Genomic DNA, 17,222 nt, shown 5'->3' on the forward strand with positions numbered 1-17,222 from the left:
GGATGGAATGGAAGCTCGTAGTGTCAAAGGTGGTTATGCCCTAGAGCGTTTTAAGTTTAATTCCACCTGACTACTTAGTAGAAAAAGTCAACGATTACAATATTCGCAACCGACATTACCAGCAAGTTTGGGACATCGTAAATCTCTACGATGATGTTCTCTGTCAGGGTGTACCAATGCAGTTGCCTACATTTATTATTTGGGGCAAAGAGGACAAGATTTACGATATTAGTGGGGCGATTAGACTGCAAAAGTGTATTGGTAGTAAACAAGTAATCCAGTTGCCCAAAGCAGGACATCTACTACTGATAGAAAATGCGATGGAGGTAGCTGAAAAATATATGAGGTTTTTGCAAGCCGCTAGAGGCAGATAGGAATAACTAAGACTTCTGAGTTAAATGCTGGTGTAAAATCTGAGCTGGATGAGATGTGGAGCTATGTAGGCAAAAAGACGAATCCTACTAGGTGGTTGTGGCACGCCATTGACCGGAGGACAGGGCAGGTACTAGCTTATGTCTTTGGGACACGAAAAGACAAAGTATTTCTCCAATGAACCTATCCCAGTAATAAAATTTTATTGCTCCAAAGGTGAATTGTTGCAAGGGAAATAAAAGCATTGAAACAAGCAGAAATTCTCTCCCATCGAACAACAAGCCTGCAATATTTGCTTTGAAACCATGCGCTCGCAGCGAACATGATTGAAAACGTGGGATTGATATCAAAATTTGTCTACCCTGATTTTTCCTTGTCTTCGCTCGTGCGTTTTGGTAACTGTGGTCTAATACCACGTTTACCTAAAGTCTTCCGGGGGAAACTTCCAAGGCGCGAGCTTTACGTAAAGCTGTGCGCAAATCTTTGGAATCTAACCATAATGGGGCAGTTAGAGCGAAGCTGACATGAAGTGCCATTTGGTTCCAAAAGCTTTATTTAGCAGGTTTATAGATATTTCCACCATAAGGACAAAAGCGGAATTTGACAAATTTAATTGGTTCATTGCTACTACAAAGAGCGATGCCCCAAGGGGGCCTGCCCGTTCCGGGATCACGCAGTTGTACCCTACAAGCAAAGCAAAACTTAGAGCGAGGATTCAACCCCATATTTTCAGCTTTAGTTCCTGGTATCCAACATCGAGGACAAATCTTTAACTGCTGCCCTGCGGTCACTGGAACACTTTTACGCACAGCGTTCATGTATTCTGCTAAAACCTGCCATGCTCTTGATAACCCTACACTTGACTTGCGGTTAAAACGAGTTGTCTTCCCTACCTCAATCTTGCCGATATTCTGCAAGTGTCTCCAGCTTTTTGAGCAATTTATGCTTGGCTGATGCGCTGTCGTGATTCGCCGCACTTACGGAGCTAGTTTGCCCGCAAGGAGTGCTTTGCGTTTGGCTTTTAAAATCGGCTGTACCCTAGACGTGTGAAAACCCCAAGAGTTTTGTTGCCTAGTCAGCTAATTTCTCAATAACCGCAGACCACTCAAGGTGACGATGACCGTAGAACCTTCATGTCCAATTACGCCCAGAGGCATGGTGATATTGCCGACAAAATTTGCAATTAATAGTAAGAAAACAGAACCAAGTGCGATCGCAATGTTTTGTTTGACGACAACTTGAGAACGACGACCTAAACCAATGGCGTGTGATAACTTTTCTAAGCGGTCTGCCATCAATACAATATCAGCCGTTTCTAGTGCTACATCACTGCCAGCTATTCCCATAGCAATTCCTACCGATGCTTGAGCTAAGGCAGGAGCATCATTAATCCCATCTCCTACCATTGCTACAGTTTTGTACTGTTTTTGTAAATATTTGATTACGTTTACCTTGTCTTCTGGCAATAGTTCTGCATACACCTCATCTACCCCAACATCAAAAGCTATACTGTGAGCTGTGCGTTCGTTATCCCCAGTTAGCATCACGATTTGTTCAACGCCCAGTTTCTTAAGCTGGCTGATTGCTTGCGCTGCTTCTGGTCTAACTGTGTCTGCAACGGCAATAATTCCGATAAGTTCGCCCGCGTAAGCTACCCACACTACTGTTTTTCCCTCTTTCTCTAACTGCTGGTAATGGTGCGTTAAATTTGAGGAAAAAGTATTAATCTGCTCTTGCACAAATGCCGCTTTACCTACTACAGCCTGCTTGTTATTAATTACTCCAATAATTCCCCGTCCGCTTTTAGCCTGTACATTTACGGCTTCACACCAGTTTAGGTGTTTAGCCTTTGCTGCAAGTACAATAGCCTCACCGATGGGATGCTCCGATAAACTTTCTAAAGCAGCAGCCACTTGTAATAATAAAGTTTCAGTCTGATTTTCTACGGGGATGATTTTGACAACTTGAGGCTTTCCAGTTGTAAGCGTACCTGTTTTATCAAATGCGATCGCTCTTACTTGCCCAATCATCTCCAACTGAGCGCCATTCTTAAATAAAATCCCTTGCCGTGCGCCGTTGGCAATACCTGATAACAATGTTGGCATAATCGCTGCCATTAAAGCACAAGGAGAGGCAACTACTAAAAAAATCAGCGCCCGATAAATGGTGTTTTCCCAACTCCAACCAAAGAGGAAAGGGGGTAATATTACTAACATTAGTCCTGTTAAAACAATAATTCGAGCGTATAGCTTTTCAAATCGTTCAACAAACTGCTGAGAGGGAGGAGTCTGGGTCTGTGCTTGTTCTACAAGACGAATTACCCGTTGAATTAAACTACTTTCTGGTGGTTGATGCACCTTTAATCTAAGGACACCGTTACCATTAATAGTGCCAGCAAAAACTTCATCGCCCAACGTTTTTTCGACTGGCATCGATTCGCCAGTAATGGATGCTTGGTTGAGGGTGCTGTAACCTTCAATAATTAAGCCATCTGTGGGAATCAATTCGCCTGGTTTAACTAATACTTGATTGCCAATTTTTAGCTCGGAGATGGGAGTAATTTTTTCCTGTCCATTTACTAATACTCGTGCTGTATCTGTAGTTAAACTCATCAAACTTTTGATGCTTCGCTCTGTGCGTTGCATGGCATAGCCTTCAATTGCGCCACTACTTGCAAAAATCAGAATGAGCATCGCACCATCAACAATCAGATAATACTCGCGCCGCCACAATCCTAGCCCCGCAGCCCCTAAAGCAGCGACAATCATTAATAGGTCAACATCTAGTTCTTTTTCTTGCCATAAAGTAGTCAATCCCTCACGAGCGCTTTCATACCCACCAATTACATAAGCGGCGGGTAAAATTAATAATCCAAGTCCCACCCAACCAATATTGAGTGCAAGCAAACCAAGGAGTACAAGTAGACCACAGATAGTAGCAGCTACAGCGTCTGGATGTTCTCTTAATAGTGCAATTAAGCGAGGAGGCAAGAAAGATTTGTAAACCATTTAGATAGTTAAGTTAATTGCTAATTCCTTTAGCCTAAACCTTGACATTAGTGTTAATGTCAAGGTGGTTGCAAGCAAAAATACAAGCATGGCTGAACAGTACCTAACAATCAAGGAACTTACAGACACGGTAAGAGGGGATATAACTCCACGTATGGTACGGCACTACCATCAGATAGGTTTGCTGCCACAAGTTCTACGCTCTGAATCAAACTATCGACTATATACTCATGTTGACGTGCAAAGGCTGCGGCGAATTGTGGCGTTAAAGCAACAAGGGTTCCAACTGTCACACATTCAAAACTTACTGAAATCTAACGATCTGGCGACGATAAACGATACATTGATAACTCAGTTACAGCAGCAATATCGGTTTGTGATGCAGCAGTTGACACGACTGCGACAAACAGCGTCGGCATTGGAAGGATTACTAGGGCGAGATTACCAGTGTCAAAATGTTCAAGCAGAAGAACTCGCTCAACTGCGACGATTAGAAGTAGAAACAACCGATGGACTGCAACAATTGGAAAAGCTTTGGGATGGACTAGATGCTGCCACCCATGCTCATCCTGAAAAATTTACCGAATCATTGCAGCAATTGTTGCCAGATTTATCTGACCGTTCAGAAATTGAAGTAGACTTGCTTTCAAAGCTAGTATTAGCTTGTGGGGATGTAAGTCTAATACCGTTTGTGCGATTGAGTAAAGATGCGAAGCCCGTTACCGGGCGCGCTTGCGCTATCGCGGCATCTCGTGACGCACTCAAAGCTGGGTGTCAGATTGTGGGAGATGTGCCAGCAATAGTTGCGGCTTTCGACTGTACCCGATTAGCTCATTTGAAGTGTTCGATTGTAACCTTAATTGAAGATCCACACATTACAAGTGCAGCAGATGCGGAGCAAGCATTTTGGAGCAACAATTTGTGGAAGGAGCGATTGCAGCAACTTAAGCCTGGATGCATATTGGTAATTGGCTACGCACCATCTGTATTAATGTCTATTTGTGCAGCAATTGAGCAAGGTGAAATTCAACCTGCGCTTGTGATTGGAATGCCGATAGGATTTAGCCATGCTCCTGCTGCCAAGCGGTGGTTGATACGCTTAAGTATCCCCTACATAACCATTGAAGGAACCTTGGGAGGTGGACTTTTAGCCGCAGTGGCGCTGAATGCGCTAGTCGAATCACTTATAGAAAAGCCAAACTGCCACTGTTATCTTAGTTAAGTTTTTAGAATTAAAAATTTGTTTGCTGATTAAGATTGAGCGTGCCTGTTTGTAGCATCTGAACTACCTGGTTTCGGTGACCAGCACAGTCACAGCCGAATTTAGCGGCGGCTAAATCTCCTATTGTGTCGCTATTAACGTTTAATGCGTCTTGTATTGGGTGTTGAGGATCTTCAGCAACGGGTGTATTGACTGTTTCGACATTAGGCGCTCTAAACTCTATGTCAACTAGCTCTTTAAGCACTCTTGAACCAGCATTTGCAGTATTACTGGCTAGTAGCATAAATACTAAAGAGCTAGAGCAGCCAAGCAGGGTCAATTTATCTTTATTCACGGGTCGCTCCTATCAAAAAGTCTTATTGTATATAAACTGTAAGTAATTAAACTCCTGATGGCAATAAATCGTTTTTTAAATTGGAATTATCTCCTAATTGGACTTTTAGGTAATAGTTGCTAACGGTTACCAAATCCTTGACCACGCATACCTTGTGACCAAATCAGCAATTCACCGCATTGACCCCCAGCAGCAAGCTGTTGTCCTTGGGGATGCCAAGCTAGGCAAGAAAATCCCTTAGGTGCGCCTTGGAGAATTTGGGCTAATTTTTTAGCTTTTTGCCACAAACAAACACAACCATCCTCCGATGCTGAAGCTAGTAAAAAGCTATTGGGTTGAAAAGCGAGTTCTTGTACTACTCCACTGTGCTGTTCCAATAACCTACTTGTCCAACTACGAGACTCATTAGCCTCCCACACTACAATACCTTCAACGCTAGAAGAAGCTAATAGAGGGGCATCTAGCTGAGTTTTAGTTTGTGACCAGGCAAGGTGACGGATTTTACCAGGGAAACCGCGCATTACCCAAGGAAGCAAATCTTGGCTTGTATTATCAGTTGTTGAGGCAATTGAGTTGTTCCAGTCTATGACGGTGATAGTTCGATCCATATTTCCACAAGCAAGATACTTGCCATCAGGTGACCAAGAAACCGCTAAACTTGCCGAAGGCACTACCAAAACATAAGGATCGTCATTCCAATCTTGAGCATTCCAAATCTTTGCTCCCTGATAACCTGCGATCGCTAAATACTGTCCATCAGGACTCCAATCTAAACCTAGTACAGAGGAATTATCAAAATTGAGTGTAGCAACTACCCCGCCCATATCAGCATCCCACACCTGAACATAGCGCCCTAAGCTGAAAGCAAGTTGATTACTACTAGGACTCCAAGCTAACTTGTCCACCCAGGCGGGGGCATTTTCTATAGTGTGCAAGGGTTTACATCGGTACGTTCTGGTATCATTATGCAAACACCAAATTTTTACTTGCCCACCCTGACCACCAGCAGCGAGTTTCTGCCCATCTTGAGAAAAAGCGAGGCAGTCTAGGGATTGCTCTTCAGCCATTTGTAAAGGTAGCAAAGGCCAGTTTTTTTCTTGCGTATTAGCGAGATCCCGCCAGAGCATTACTTCTCCTGCGGCTGAACTTACGGCTAAAGTATTACCTTGAGGCGACCAAGCGATCGCTGTTACATAATCTGAAAGTGTCCCACGCCAATGCAGGTCGAATTGTTGGGAGTTAATAGTTGAGGATTTCATTGCTTCTCACTTATTGACAACTATAGAGAGGTTTTATGAGTTACTTCGGCGCAAACGCGGTGTATTGACCGCCCAAACCTTCGACGATCGCCTTTGTGTTCGCAATCAGCATTTTGGGGTAGGTATCACCCTCAGTAATTGCTGCGCCTAGCCCATCGGCAAACAGTTCTTGCTCTGACAACTTCACATTTGCCTCTTTTGCTACCGTTTTAATCAGGTTGGGATTGGCGGACACTTCCGCAAAAATGGTCGGCACCTGATCAGCTTTAATTTCCTCTGTCAATTCTCTTACTCGTGCGGCAGTAGCCTTTTCTTCCGTACTAATACCCTGCAATGCCCCTTCAACCGGAATGCTGTAAGCCGCAGAGTAATACCCCAAGGCATCGTGAGTTGTCACCAGTTTTCGAGAGGCTGCTGGAATGGTAGCAATTTGAGACTTAATCCAACTATCGACCTGAGTTAGTTCTGCTGACAGGGCTTGAGCATTTTTGGTATAGAGGTCAGTATTTTCCGGTGCAGCTTTCGTCAGGTTATTTTGAATTACTTTCACCATTTGAACCCCATTTTTGGCATCGTGCCAGATATGCGGATCGGGTTCTTCCTCTTCAGCATGGGGTTCCCTTTCAACAGCTTTCTTACCCTCACTGTGTTCATCTTCATGTTTACCCATCAGAGGCTTAGGAACCGCCACTTCACCGACTGCAACTTTTGTGGCAGGATTCGAGGAGGCTTTGATTAGCTTAATCAAGCTGGGTTCAAAATCATAGCCAGAGTACAGCACAAGCTGGGCATCTTCAATCGCTTTACGGTCTGCTGGGGTTGGCTCATAAACATGGGGGTCAGTTCCCGCTTTTACCAAGCAAGTTAGGTCAATGGTGGTGGCGGCAATGGTTTTTGTTAAATCACACAGCACGCTGCTGGTAGCAACCACTTTCAGATTTGTGCTGGTAGCGGCGGTATTGGTAGAATTGGCGCTGCTAGTTTGGTTGGTTGGTGTTGATTGGGTACAGGCGCTGAGTATACTGATAGTCAAAGCCAGCAGTGTGCTATCCCAAATTCGATGGCGCTGAATAGGCATAATGTTTTAATTTATGAGTCACGTCCTGAGTATATAATAATAATCATTATCATTCTAGGTTTTCATGTTAGAGGTTCGGGAACTTGCTGTCAATTATCGGGGCGTATGTGGACTTAATCCGGTAAGTTTCCGAGTAGAGCCGGGTCAACTTGTGGGCATCATTGGACCAAATGGAGCAGGTAAAAGTACGCTGCTAAAAGCATTATTAGGCTTGGTGCCAGCGTCGAGCGGTGTGGTCTACTATTGCACCTGTCCGCTATGCCAACAGTTAGGGCGGGTGGCGTACATCCCGCAGAAGTCGCAAATTGACTGGGATTACCCGATCACAGTTTGGAACGTCGTGATGATGGCGCGGACTCGTCAGCTAGGATGGCTCCGCAGTCCAAGTCAAAGGACAAAAGAAATTGTTAAAGCAGCACTGGAACGAGTAGAGATGCTAAATCTTCGCCATCGCCGCATTGGTGAACTCTCTGGCGGACAGCAGCAACGGGTATTTCTAGCGCGTTCTTTGGCTCAACAAGCGGATCTGTTTCTGTTTGATGAACCTTTTACTGGTGTAGATAAGAAAACTGAGGCTATTATGCTGGAAGTATTTGAGGAGTTGCGATCGCTTGGTAAAATTCTGCTTCTCAGCACCCATGAATGGGGACAGTCGCTCAGTCAACTTGATCGCTTGCTATTACTCAATCAATCCCTGATTGCGGATGGTTCACCCCAACAAGTAATGACTCCTAAAAATCTGCATCAAGCTTACGGAACCCCTTTAGGAAATCCCTTACATCAAGACTTGGAAACGTCATTTTTCTGCTAATTAGTTATTCCATCCACTTATTTATTTCCTCACTTCCCGTGTTCAACCTCCTATTAGAACCTCTTAATTACGAATTCATGCGAAATGCGATCGCTATTGGCGTGTTAGTTGGCATTCTTTGTCCAGTAGTTGGCAGTTATTTGATTGTGCAGCGTATGGCAATGCTAGGGGATGTCATCGCCCACTGCGTTCTACCGGGATTATCAATCTCTTTCTTTTTGGGTGTTGATATTCTGATCGGTGCGTTTGGCTCTGGTATTTTGGGCGCTCTGTTAATTGCCTGGATTCGTTCTCAAACACGAGTTAAGGTCGATGCAGCAATGGCGCTGACATTTTCGACTTTTTTTGCCCTGGGAGTCACGCTGATTACCGTGCTAAAAAACAAGCTCGATTTGGATAGTTTTCTATTTGGCGATATTCTAGGAGTGACACCTTATGACATTGGGCGAACATCCGCGATCGCTGTTTTAATTTTGCTAGTGGTTAAACTGTTCTATAAAGAATTATTGTTCTATACCTTTGATAAAACTGGCGCTCAAGCGGTCGGCTTACCTATTAACACTATTTACTTCGGCTTCATGGCAGCCATCACTTTAACTATCATCGCCAGTATGCAAGCGGTGGGAGTAATTCTAGTAATCTCTCTCCTTATCGGCCCTGCATTGACTGCCTACTTGTTGGTCAAAGAACTACATCAGATGATGATTGTGGGAGCTATTTTAGGAGCAATCGCTAGTATTTCCGGTGTCTACCTCAGCTATTATCAAAATTTGCCTTCAGGCCCGGCGATCGTGTTAGTGTCATCTAGTTTGTTTTTACTAGCACTGCTGTTCAGCCCGTCTCAAGGAATTTTAACTCAACCTAACCCAAATGGAACTATAGCAACTATGCGCCTAGGTCTATTTAAACGCAGCAAATAGCCTAGCAGTGCTAGATAGTGCAGGATTGATGCACTATTGAGTAAGCCATCCCTAAAAACCCCAAAGATTCTCGTTTATATTATCTGAATGTATATTCATGTGTTAGGCTATTCATAGAATTAAAAGGAGTCAATCCATGTCTACTGTTACCCAAATGAAATGTGCTTGTGAATCCTGTCTGTGTGTGGTTTCGCTATCGGATGCCGTGATGAAAGGTGACAAGCCCTACTGCGGAGATGCCTGTGCTAACAATCATCCTGGGGGTCAAGGCTGCGGTCACACAGGCTGTACCTGCGACGCTTAATTTTCTAATAATACGGTTTATCTATGCTAAACGATCCGGCTGAAGAAGTTATTACCGAGCATTTTGAGGAGGGGGAAGATGTCTGTTGCGATCTTCCCCACACCGATCGCGTTGACCTTGTAAACCCCACTCAAACCGAGACACTGACGGTTGAAAAGGCACAGCGTATGTCAGAGTTTTTTGGCTTTCTAGCCGATACGAATCGGTTACGAATTCTCTCTATTCTGGCAGCCCAAGAAATGTGCGTCGGCGATTTAGCAACTGCCTTGGGAATGAACGAATCAGCCGTTTCGCATCAGTTGAGAACACTCCGATCCATTCGTTTGGTTAGTTTTCGCAAACAAGGACGGCACGTATTCTACTATCTGCAAGATCATCACGTTTTTGACTTTTACCAAGCAATCATTGAGCATTTAGATGAAGCAACACCATAGCGTGTAATTCAATTCTTAAGCTAAAGAACACTTAACCCAACAGCACAACGGGCGGTCAAAGTTCTGCTATTGGGCGACCAGGCAATCTCTGTCACATAGTCTGACAGCGTTCCTTACAAGTGTGACTCGAATTCAACGTGCTTGTTTGTTTTTAAACAAAACACGCCTGAAAGTCTTGTCTAAGCTGGGCTGCGTCCAAGTTACGACCGATGAACACCAGCTCATTTTTGCGGGTTTCATTTTGCTGCCAAGGGCGATCGCGTGTACCATCAAATAGCATATGTACTCCTTGAAATACAAACCGATTGTCTTCCCCGGCAATATTGACAATGCCTTTCATACGGAAGATATCTGTTCCTTGAGTTTGTAACAAATCGCTAATCCAATCGTTTAACTTTTGCATATTTAATGCGCCGGATTCTACCAACGCCACAGAAGCAACGGTTTCATCATGCTCGTGTGCCGTTTCATTCAAGAATTCTGGGTCAATCTCAAGAGCGCGATTTAGGTCAAATGCTCCGACTCCCAACAGTGCATCCATTTCTAGCTCGGCATTGCGGGTACGGTAGATTTTAGCTAGAGCATTCATCCCTTTAATCCGCTTTTCCAACTCCTCCAGTACATCATCTGTTACGAGGTCAGTTTTGTTGAGCAATATTACATCAGCAAAGGCAATTTGCTCTTGGGCTTCACTACTTTCCCAATGCGACCAAATATGTTTAGCATCAACTACCGTCACCACTGCATCTAGAGCCAATTGACCCTGCATATCTTCATCTACAAAGAAAGTTTGAATCACTGGTGCGGGGTCAGCAAGTCCCGTTGTTTCAATTACCAAATGGTCAAATTTATCCCGCCGCCGCATCAAATTGCCAATAATCCGAATCAAATCACCTCGGACTGTGCAGCAGATGCAGCCATTGTTCATCTCAAATATTTCTTCATCTGCATCAATAACCAGTTGGTTATCAATCCCCACTTCTCCAAACTCATTGACAATTACAGCTACCTTTAAGCCATGTTCGTGAGTCAAGATGCGATTGAGTAAGGTTGTTTTCCCGGCTCCCAAATAGCCAGTAAGGACAGTTACAGGCACTGCATTCATTGTCTCGTTAGCGACCATACCACGAATACCTCTTTACTTATAGAATGATAATCACTCTCAACCTATCATAGAAAACTTTAGCTACATCTGAACTAAAAACACCAAAAGATATTATCCTTTAGTGTCTGGTGTGATTAAAAAAGCTAAGTATTTCTGCTAATTACTTTCTAATTAAAACTTCACGGCTTTCTTTAGCCTGTTTTTCCGGAAAAGCGCTAACAGAGCAAACGCGCCGACTCCAAGAAAAGCTGACGGCTCCGGCACTGGAGTTACTTGAAAATCTAGGTTGAAAGTGCCAGAATCACGAAAACTACTCTCGTTGGCATTACTAAGATTCAGAAGCCGGAAACTTGCCGAGTAAGTTCCAGCAGATGCGGAAGTATCTGTCCAAAAAGTGGGTGTGAATGATATATCATCGCCACTGCCCATAGTGTAAGTCTCGCCGACTTGTGTCAAGATGTTCAAACCTTGCTCGTCAGCAATGTTTAGTCCATCTGTAATTGACACCAATTCAAGAGCAGGCATAGCATTTGCTAGAGACTCGCTCCAACGTCCATTTGAGCTATTGAACAAGTAATGCGCTCCTATATCTTCGTTGCTTTGGAGAGACGAAACAGCTTCTATCGTCAAATTGCTGTATTCTTCTTCTGTCGATGTGCTGACAAGTTTGTCAGCGTAGATTCCTGTGCCTAGCTGGAGAGTAATAGGTGGTAATCCTGTGTAAGTTTCTGGAATTCGGTTATTAATATTTGTTGAGTTAATCGTGGGGCTATCCACCGCGCCTGAGTAGCTGTAGGAACCAATGCCGTGAAAATGGTTGGTTGTTGGATCTTCCTCAACGTGCGAGTACAGAAAAGTCAAACGATCAGAGTTGGGGTTGTCTAACCCTGCATAGTCACCACTTTGCAGCAAATCAAAACCATCTACCCCAATGTAAAAGTGTTCATAGTCGCTGTCATGGGTGTGAGCAGGTTCGCTAGTCGCTATAGCAACTTGGTTAGAAGCAACGGAACCGATCAAAGCTAGCGGTGCAATCAGCATCAAGCTGGCACTGGGAGAAATTGGTAGGCGCATTATCTAGTCTCCATGTTTGAACAAATTAATGGGTACTCAAACCAGCAAATTTATAAGGTCTATGCCAATCAACAATTTGTGCAGGCACAGATAAATCCTTACTCGTTTAAATAATGATTATCATTCTCAAACATAGATGTCAAGTAAAAGTTGGCGGAAGATGCGATCGCCCCCAATCAAAACAGCTTAGTTTCGCTAATCCAAAGTTGATTGTAAAAAGGGTAAAACAGAGGCTGACATAAAACTCTATTCCTATTTTCAACTTAAATCAGACAGTTAGTTAATTGCTCTTGGAGTTGGGCAGCATTTAAGTTGCGCCCAATGAATACAAATTGATTGCTGCGTTTTTGTTGCCATTGATCTGCTTGTAACTCAATTCGTTTACCACTGAGTGGAAAGATATGGCGTAAGTTACTTTCTTTGAACCAGATAATGCCCTTAGCCCGAAAAATATTTTCATTTAGGTCTTCCAAAAATTTTTGGAACTTCACTACACTAAAAGAGCGATCGCTTTGGAAAGATACCGATATAAAACCATCATTAGCCAGGTGATCGCAATGATGATGCTCATTATGATGGTGAGGGTGGCTTGAATCCTTAGCAAATGCAAATAATTCTGTTTGCGAGAACCCAACATCAAGTATAAGCGGCAGTGGTACTTTGCCGTACTGAGAGTGCAATAGTCTTGCCCCCGCTTTAACATCACGAATAACATCCTTTAATTCATTAACTTTTGTTTCTGGAACTAAATCAGTTTTATTCAGCAGAATAATGTCGCCGTAAGAAATCTGGTAGTCATGAATAGGTAAGCATAAGATATGGATAGCTCTAAAAAAAACTATAGTAGCAAAGTTAACTAGAAAGTTGTGTAAAATAGGAAGGAGAAAGTACTGAAGTGACTGAATATTAAATGGCGCGAAACTAACCGCAACCGCAAGCCGACCGAAAAGAAGCTCTGGAGTGTGCAGCAAAATTGTTTCTACTGTAACAAGCGAACGTGGAACAAAAAGGTAATTACCGAAAAGCTACAGAGCAATATATTGGGTTGTGTTGCAAAAACTTTGTGAGGAAAGAAAACCTCTATTTCAGGAGTTCCAATTATGCAATTACTCCTCTGGTTTGATGGACGAAGATAATTCGTTCTTTGACGGCTCCCAAGGGATGTCCTAAAACCTGTCCTTTTCTCACCATGTTCATAATTTCATCATCTCTGATCGTGCGCCTTGCCGTAAGGTTTTATCTCGCATACGGATTGCTATAGGGGTGCATCAAGTGAATTCTTGTGAACAATTTTATATCCTTTACCGAAGAAGTTACGAACTTTTTTGATCGGGTTTACTGGTATATATGTAAACACTGCGTTATGCAGTTGTAAAGGTACAAATTGGAAGAGATATTTAGTTAGGCAGACTTTGTGACTAAAACAGGTAAAAGCTATGCAACTTTTTTTGGATCGAGGCGCGCTATACAATTACGCTCTACTTTTGCTCAAGGGAGAGACGTAGATATCTTTGTCACTAATTAAAACACAACTACTTAACTAAACCTTTGCTTTTGTACTTGATTAAGTTTTTACATTGGGGCATCAAAAACATTGTGAAGGTGAGTATGATTCAATCTTATATCAATAGACTGTAACTTGAATCTGATTGCGAAAATTGTTGTAAATAGAGGTAATCATGACAGTTCAGAACGCTATACCAACTTGGGATCGACTGTTAGAAATTGCTCAACATAACACTCCTCAAAGACGAATGCGTAGACCCGGATTGTTGCCTTCTACGGTACCAATTCCCAGTAGCTTACATAAACTTCCTCTAGATACTTCACTGCCTGTTTTGCTATATCGCGATACAAATTCCTGGTGTCCTTTTTGCGAGCGAGTTTGGTTTGCGCTAGAAGAAAAAGAAATTCCCTTTGCAACGGAGTTTATCGATTTGAATAATAAACCGCAATGGTATATCGATCTTGTGCCGTCAACACAGGTTCCTGCCGCGAAGATCGATTATGAATTAGTTTACGATTCTAAGGACATCTTGCTCGCTTTAGAATCACGATTTAGCGATATTCCTCTGCTTCCTACCGATCCTCAAGAAAACGCGATCGCCAGACTCTTCGTTGAAGATGCTGAAACGAACGAATCTAAGGAAGTTGGCTACAAATTTTTAATAAAAACCTGTACCAATGATCAGGAGTTAGCAAGCTTACAAGCATCTTTTGAAGCAAAGCTAGACGAACTTGAGCAAGCCTTGGCAAAATACCCAGGTGTCTACTTTTTGAGTACGTTTAGCTTAGTAGATATTATGTATGCTCCTCATCTCGATCGACTAGCGGCAAGTCTACCTGTGTATCGGGGCTATCACATCAAAAATAATCCACGATTTCCAAATCTTAACGCTTGGTTTGCAGCCTTAAATGAACGTCCTGCTTTTGGGCGAGTTAAAACAGACGCTACAACATTCAATCTGCTTTTGCCTCAGCTATTTGGCGTTAAGCCGAGCGCAATTTCTTTGCCATTAGAGCCTGGCTTGAGCGAAGTAGTCCAATACCGAGCAGAAGCGGCAGAGCGGTTGAGCGACAACCATGAAGCTGCAATCGGAGACATTCTCAAAAACTCTGGGGTACAAACTTTAGCTGTGAGCGGAGATGTTTCCGCCGTCAAAGCGGCGATCGAGTTTCATCTCAAGCTACTTGCAGATTACTTACTGCATAGCGAGCGAACCTTACTAAGCTGGGGTTGCGTGGATAGTAAGGAGACTCTTGACCCGCTTTCTTCGACGGTGGGAGCGATCGCGCTTGCCTATATGAGAAATCGCATCTGTGCGCCGCGTGACATGAGTGCAGGTGCAGCAGTTGCATTTCGAGCCGCCGCCGATAAAGTGTTGGCATCTCTATTGTGATTGTCTGCACTTTAAGGCAATTAAATCGGGTTGATGATAGCAGCGCACCCTAAAAAGAGGGCATTGAAGCATACCGGAGCCGAAGAATTTTCTGGAAGTTGCCGTTTAGAACTCGATAATTTCTCTCAGGCGCTCAATTGTCAGTTAAAGTACTTAGCTAGTTAAATTGCTAACTTAATCTAAGTCCATATAAAGGCTGAATAGTAAAGGTGAACAACGCTAGAAGTAACTTTCTGGCTACCTTGGAGCAATTTGTTAATTCATAGTAAAAATAGGAGAAACCAATGTTGGAGCAAAATGACCATAAACCGACAATTAAATATGAATCTTTAGAAGACCTAAATCTAATAAGTTTATGGTCGTTAAGTGGAAGGGATTGGAGTTCAATTATTCAAGAGGAAATCCAAACAGATACCAACCAACCAATTGTAGAAAAATCTAATGCTACAAATAAGGTAGTATTGTATGGTGTTTTAGCTACTTTAATTTTATTAGTTGCTGTTATGTGTAGTCAAGCTTCAGAAATTTATCGGTCGGTGCAAGAGGTAGGTACAAATTCATTTAAAGAATTGATTTCAAAAGATTAGAATCACAACATCTCTTGTATAAGTGCTTGATTTATCTTATTGGCAAGCACAAAGCGTTTCATGAGATTCTAGGTTGTATTACTGAAAGGCTACTGTTTTTAATTGTTACAAATACAGAAGGAAATTTTACAAGCTTAACTTTTTGACTCAAAAAGTATCTATAGCTTATATGATTTGACTTTTGTAAATGCGTAGCACTACTAAGATTTTATGCTCTTTGCATCTCAATAATTAGCTTGGATTTTTATGACTCATTTTGGTATCATTTGCCCTACTGGAAGCCATCTTACTAGCTGTTTCCCCCTAGGATTTGAACTGCAAAGGCGCGGTCATTGTATTACCTTCCTAAATGTGGTGGATGTTCAGGATAAGATATTGGCGGCAAACTTCAGATTTAGAGCATTTGAAGAGACAGGGTTTCCGGGTTCGCAGGTAAGGTTGGCAGACCGTATAGGAAAACTAACTGGCATGGCAGCAGTGAAGGAAACAATTAAAGTGTGTGAGCAAGATTTTCAAATCATTCTTCAAAAGGCTCCAGCAATTATTAAAACAGAAAACATCCAAGCTTTGTTGGTCGATCAATGTTCTCCAGTTGGAGGAATTGTTGCTGACTTTCTTAATATCCCATTCATTAGTCTGTGCAACGCCCTGCCTCTAAATCGAGAGATTAGTATCCCCCCGCCTTTTACTTCCTGGCGCTACAGTTCTACTTGGGGTGCAAAAGTAAGGAACCAAACCGGGTATGCGTTATTTAATGTTTTGGCAAAGCGTGTCAGAAGATTAATTGACGAGTATCGACAGCAGTGGAAATTGCCCCGCTATTCCCATCCGAATTATAACTTTTCCCAACTTGCTCAACTTAGCCAGCAACCCGTTGAATTTGAGTTTCCTCGCACTAATTTGCCACCACACTTTCACTTCACTGGCCCCTATCACAATTCTATTGGACGTGAGAATGTGTCTTTTCCTTGGGAAAAATTAACTGGGCAACCGCTTGTCTACGCTTCTTTAGGGACAGTTCTAAATCAGCTTTTGCCAGTGTTTGAGGCGATCGCTGCGGCTTGTGTTGGATTAGATGTACAGTTGGTGATTTCTCTAGGGGGCGGAATGCCCCTAGAAACAATGTCAAATTTACCTGGCTCGCCTCTTGTGGTTAGCTATGCACCGCAGTTGGAGTTGCTGAAAAAAGCCGTTCTTACTATCACTCACGCAGGTTTAAACACAGCTTTAGAATCGCTAACTCATGGAGTACCAATGGTCGCAATTCCAATTACCAACGATCAGCCTGGAGTGGCTGCACGTATAGCTTGGTCAGGAGCGGGGGAGATGATACCCGTTTCTAACTTAACAGTTGCTCGATTGCGCTCGACAATTCACAAGGTGTTAACCCAAGATTCGTACAAAGCTCAAGCTTCGCGCTTGCAATTGGCGATTCAGAACTCTGGCGGGGTGGATCAAGCAGCCAACATTATTGAATCGGCGATCGCAACAGGAAAGCCAGTTCTCAGAAGTACAACCTAGTATGCCGTTGCCTATCAATTCGGGATTGCATTTAGCCTTTAAAAAATAACTGTTGCAGAAATAAATCTACTTAATACTATGGAAGCCAACTTTTTTACCACTATTCTTTTACCGACAGGTTTAGCACTCGTTATGCTGGGGATGGGGCTAACCCTTCTGCCAGAGGACTTTCAAAGAGTTACTCGTTACCCCAAAGCTGTCGGTATTGGTTTAGTTTGTCAATTGCTCTTGCTCCCGCTCGTTGGTTTTCTTGTGGCTTCGAGCGTACCTATGCAGCCAGAAATTGCTGTAGG

The 17,222-nt window shown here is 43.1% G+C and carries 18 protein-coding genes and 1 pseudogene; 11 read left to right on the plus strand and 8 right to left on the minus strand.

The window, feature by feature from the left end; all coding sequences use genetic code 11:
- Positions 1–59 precede the first annotated feature (59 nt).
- Positions 60–374, plus strand: coding sequence for an alpha/beta fold hydrolase (locus C7B70_RS26140; protein WP_146134147.1), 315 nt, complete (start codon positions 60–62; stop codon positions 372–374).
- Between the two features lie 44 nt (positions 375–418).
- Complete coding sequence (locus C7B70_RS28930; RefSeq protein WP_369831945.1) at positions 419–553, plus strand: IS1 family transposase; 135 nt, start codon at positions 419–421, stop codon at positions 551–553.
- 370 nt (positions 554–923) lie between these two features.
- Here C7B70_RS28930 and C7B70_RS26145 read toward each other — a convergent pair whose 3' ends face one another.
- Positions 924–1,349 (minus strand): transcriptional regulator, encoded by a 426-nt coding sequence (locus tag C7B70_RS26145; protein ID WP_146134148.1) that lies wholly within the window; start codon positions 1,347–1,349, stop codon positions 924–926.
- A gap of 102 nt (positions 1,350–1,451) precedes the next feature.
- A complete protein-coding gene (locus C7B70_RS22725; protein ID WP_106371221.1) occupies positions 1,452–3,380 on the minus strand; it encodes a heavy metal translocating P-type ATPase in 1,929 nt (642 codons plus the stop codon).
- An 88-nt stretch (positions 3,381–3,468) separates the two neighbouring features.
- Between C7B70_RS22725 and C7B70_RS22730 the strand changes: the two genes are divergently transcribed.
- On the plus strand, positions 3,469–4,602 hold the full coding sequence (locus tag C7B70_RS22730; protein WP_106371222.1) for a precorrin-8X methylmutase: 1,134 nt from the start codon (positions 3,469–3,471) through the stop codon (positions 4,600–4,602).
- Between the two features lie 10 nt (positions 4,603–4,612).
- Here the strand turns inward: C7B70_RS22730 and C7B70_RS22735 are convergent, their stop codons facing one another.
- The 3 genes from C7B70_RS22735 to C7B70_RS22745 form a co-directional block, all read right to left on the minus strand.
- Complete coding sequence (locus tag C7B70_RS22735) at positions 4,613–4,936, minus strand: hypothetical protein (RefSeq protein ID WP_106371223.1); 324 nt, start codon at positions 4,934–4,936, stop codon at positions 4,613–4,615.
- Positions 4,937–5,055: 119 nt separating this feature from the next.
- Positions 5,056–6,195, minus strand: coding sequence for a WD40 repeat domain-containing protein (locus C7B70_RS22740; protein ID WP_106371224.1), 1,140 nt, complete (start codon positions 6,193–6,195; stop codon positions 5,056–5,058).
- Positions 6,196–6,235: 40 nt separating this feature from the next.
- Positions 6,236–7,273 (minus strand): metal ABC transporter solute-binding protein, Zn/Mn family, encoded by a 1,038-nt coding sequence (locus tag C7B70_RS22745; protein ID WP_106371225.1) that lies wholly within the window; start codon positions 7,271–7,273, stop codon positions 6,236–6,238.
- 64 nt (positions 7,274–7,337) lie between these two features.
- On the opposite strand from C7B70_RS22745, the gene C7B70_RS22750 reads away from it, so the two are divergent.
- The 4 genes from C7B70_RS22750 to C7B70_RS22765 all read left to right on the plus strand — a co-directional run bounded on the left by C7B70_RS22750 (position 7,338) and on the right by C7B70_RS22765 (position 9,742).
- Positions 7,338–8,084, plus strand: coding sequence for a metal ABC transporter ATP-binding protein (locus tag C7B70_RS22750; RefSeq protein ID WP_106371226.1), 747 nt, complete (start codon positions 7,338–7,340; stop codon positions 8,082–8,084).
- Positions 8,085–8,122: 38 nt separating this feature from the next.
- Positions 8,123–9,004: a metal ABC transporter permease gene (locus C7B70_RS22755; protein WP_106371227.1), complete on the plus strand. Its 882-nt coding sequence runs from the start codon at positions 8,123–8,125 to the stop codon at positions 9,002–9,004.
- A gap of 136 nt (positions 9,005–9,140) precedes the next feature.
- The gene (locus C7B70_RS22760) at positions 9,141–9,308 is read left to right on the plus strand and encodes a metallothionein (protein WP_106371228.1); all 168 of its coding nucleotides are present in this window, start codon (positions 9,141–9,143) and stop codon (positions 9,306–9,308) included.
- Positions 9,309–9,331: 23 nt separating this feature from the next.
- Positions 9,332–9,742 (plus strand): helix-turn-helix transcriptional regulator, encoded by a 411-nt coding sequence (locus tag C7B70_RS22765; RefSeq protein ID WP_106371229.1) that lies wholly within the window; start codon positions 9,332–9,334, stop codon positions 9,740–9,742.
- A gap of 151 nt (positions 9,743–9,893) precedes the next feature.
- Here C7B70_RS22765 and C7B70_RS22770 read toward each other — a convergent pair whose 3' ends face one another.
- The 3 genes from C7B70_RS22770 to C7B70_RS22780 all read right to left on the minus strand — a co-directional run bounded on the left by C7B70_RS22770 (position 9,894) and on the right by C7B70_RS22780 (position 12,892).
- The gene (locus tag C7B70_RS22770) at positions 9,894–10,865 is read right to left on the minus strand and encodes a GTP-binding protein (protein ID WP_106371230.1); all 972 of its coding nucleotides are present in this window, start codon (positions 10,863–10,865) and stop codon (positions 9,894–9,896) included.
- Positions 10,866–11,018: 153 nt separating this feature from the next.
- Complete coding sequence (locus C7B70_RS22775; RefSeq protein ID WP_106371231.1) at positions 11,019–11,921, minus strand: all3515 family Zur-repressed PEP-CTERM protein; 903 nt, start codon at positions 11,919–11,921, stop codon at positions 11,019–11,021.
- Positions 11,922–12,184: 263 nt separating this feature from the next.
- The gene (locus tag C7B70_RS22780; RefSeq protein ID WP_199192458.1) at positions 12,185–12,892 is read right to left on the minus strand and encodes a GTP-binding protein; all 708 of its coding nucleotides are present in this window, start codon (positions 12,890–12,892) and stop codon (positions 12,185–12,187) included.
- Positions 12,893–13,600: 708 nt separating this feature from the next.
- On the opposite strand from C7B70_RS22780, the gene C7B70_RS22785 reads away from it, so the two are divergent.
- The 4 genes and pseudogenes from C7B70_RS22785 to C7B70_RS22800 form a co-directional block, all read left to right on the plus strand.
- Positions 13,601–14,821 (plus strand): glutathione S-transferase family protein, encoded by a 1,221-nt coding sequence (locus C7B70_RS22785; RefSeq protein ID WP_106371233.1) that lies wholly within the window; start codon positions 13,601–13,603, stop codon positions 14,819–14,821.
- Positions 14,822–15,105: 284 nt separating this feature from the next.
- Positions 15,106–15,408 (plus strand): hypothetical protein, encoded by a 303-nt coding sequence (locus C7B70_RS22790; RefSeq protein ID WP_106371234.1) that lies wholly within the window; start codon positions 15,106–15,108, stop codon positions 15,406–15,408.
- A 246-nt stretch (positions 15,409–15,654) separates the two neighbouring features.
- Positions 15,655–16,929: a glycosyltransferase gene (locus C7B70_RS22795; protein ID WP_106371235.1), complete on the plus strand. Its 1,275-nt coding sequence runs from the start codon at positions 15,655–15,657 to the stop codon at positions 16,927–16,929.
- A 78-nt stretch (positions 16,930–17,007) separates the two neighbouring features.
- A pseudogene (locus C7B70_RS22800) lies at positions 17,008–17,222 on the plus strand (bile acid:sodium symporter family protein); the annotation flags it as partial.

This window comes from Chlorogloea sp. CCALA 695 (genome assembly GCF_003003885.1).
In the GTDB taxonomy this organism is placed as follows: Bacteria; Cyanobacteriota; Cyanobacteriia; order Cyanobacteriales; family Chroococcidiopsidaceae; genus Aliterella.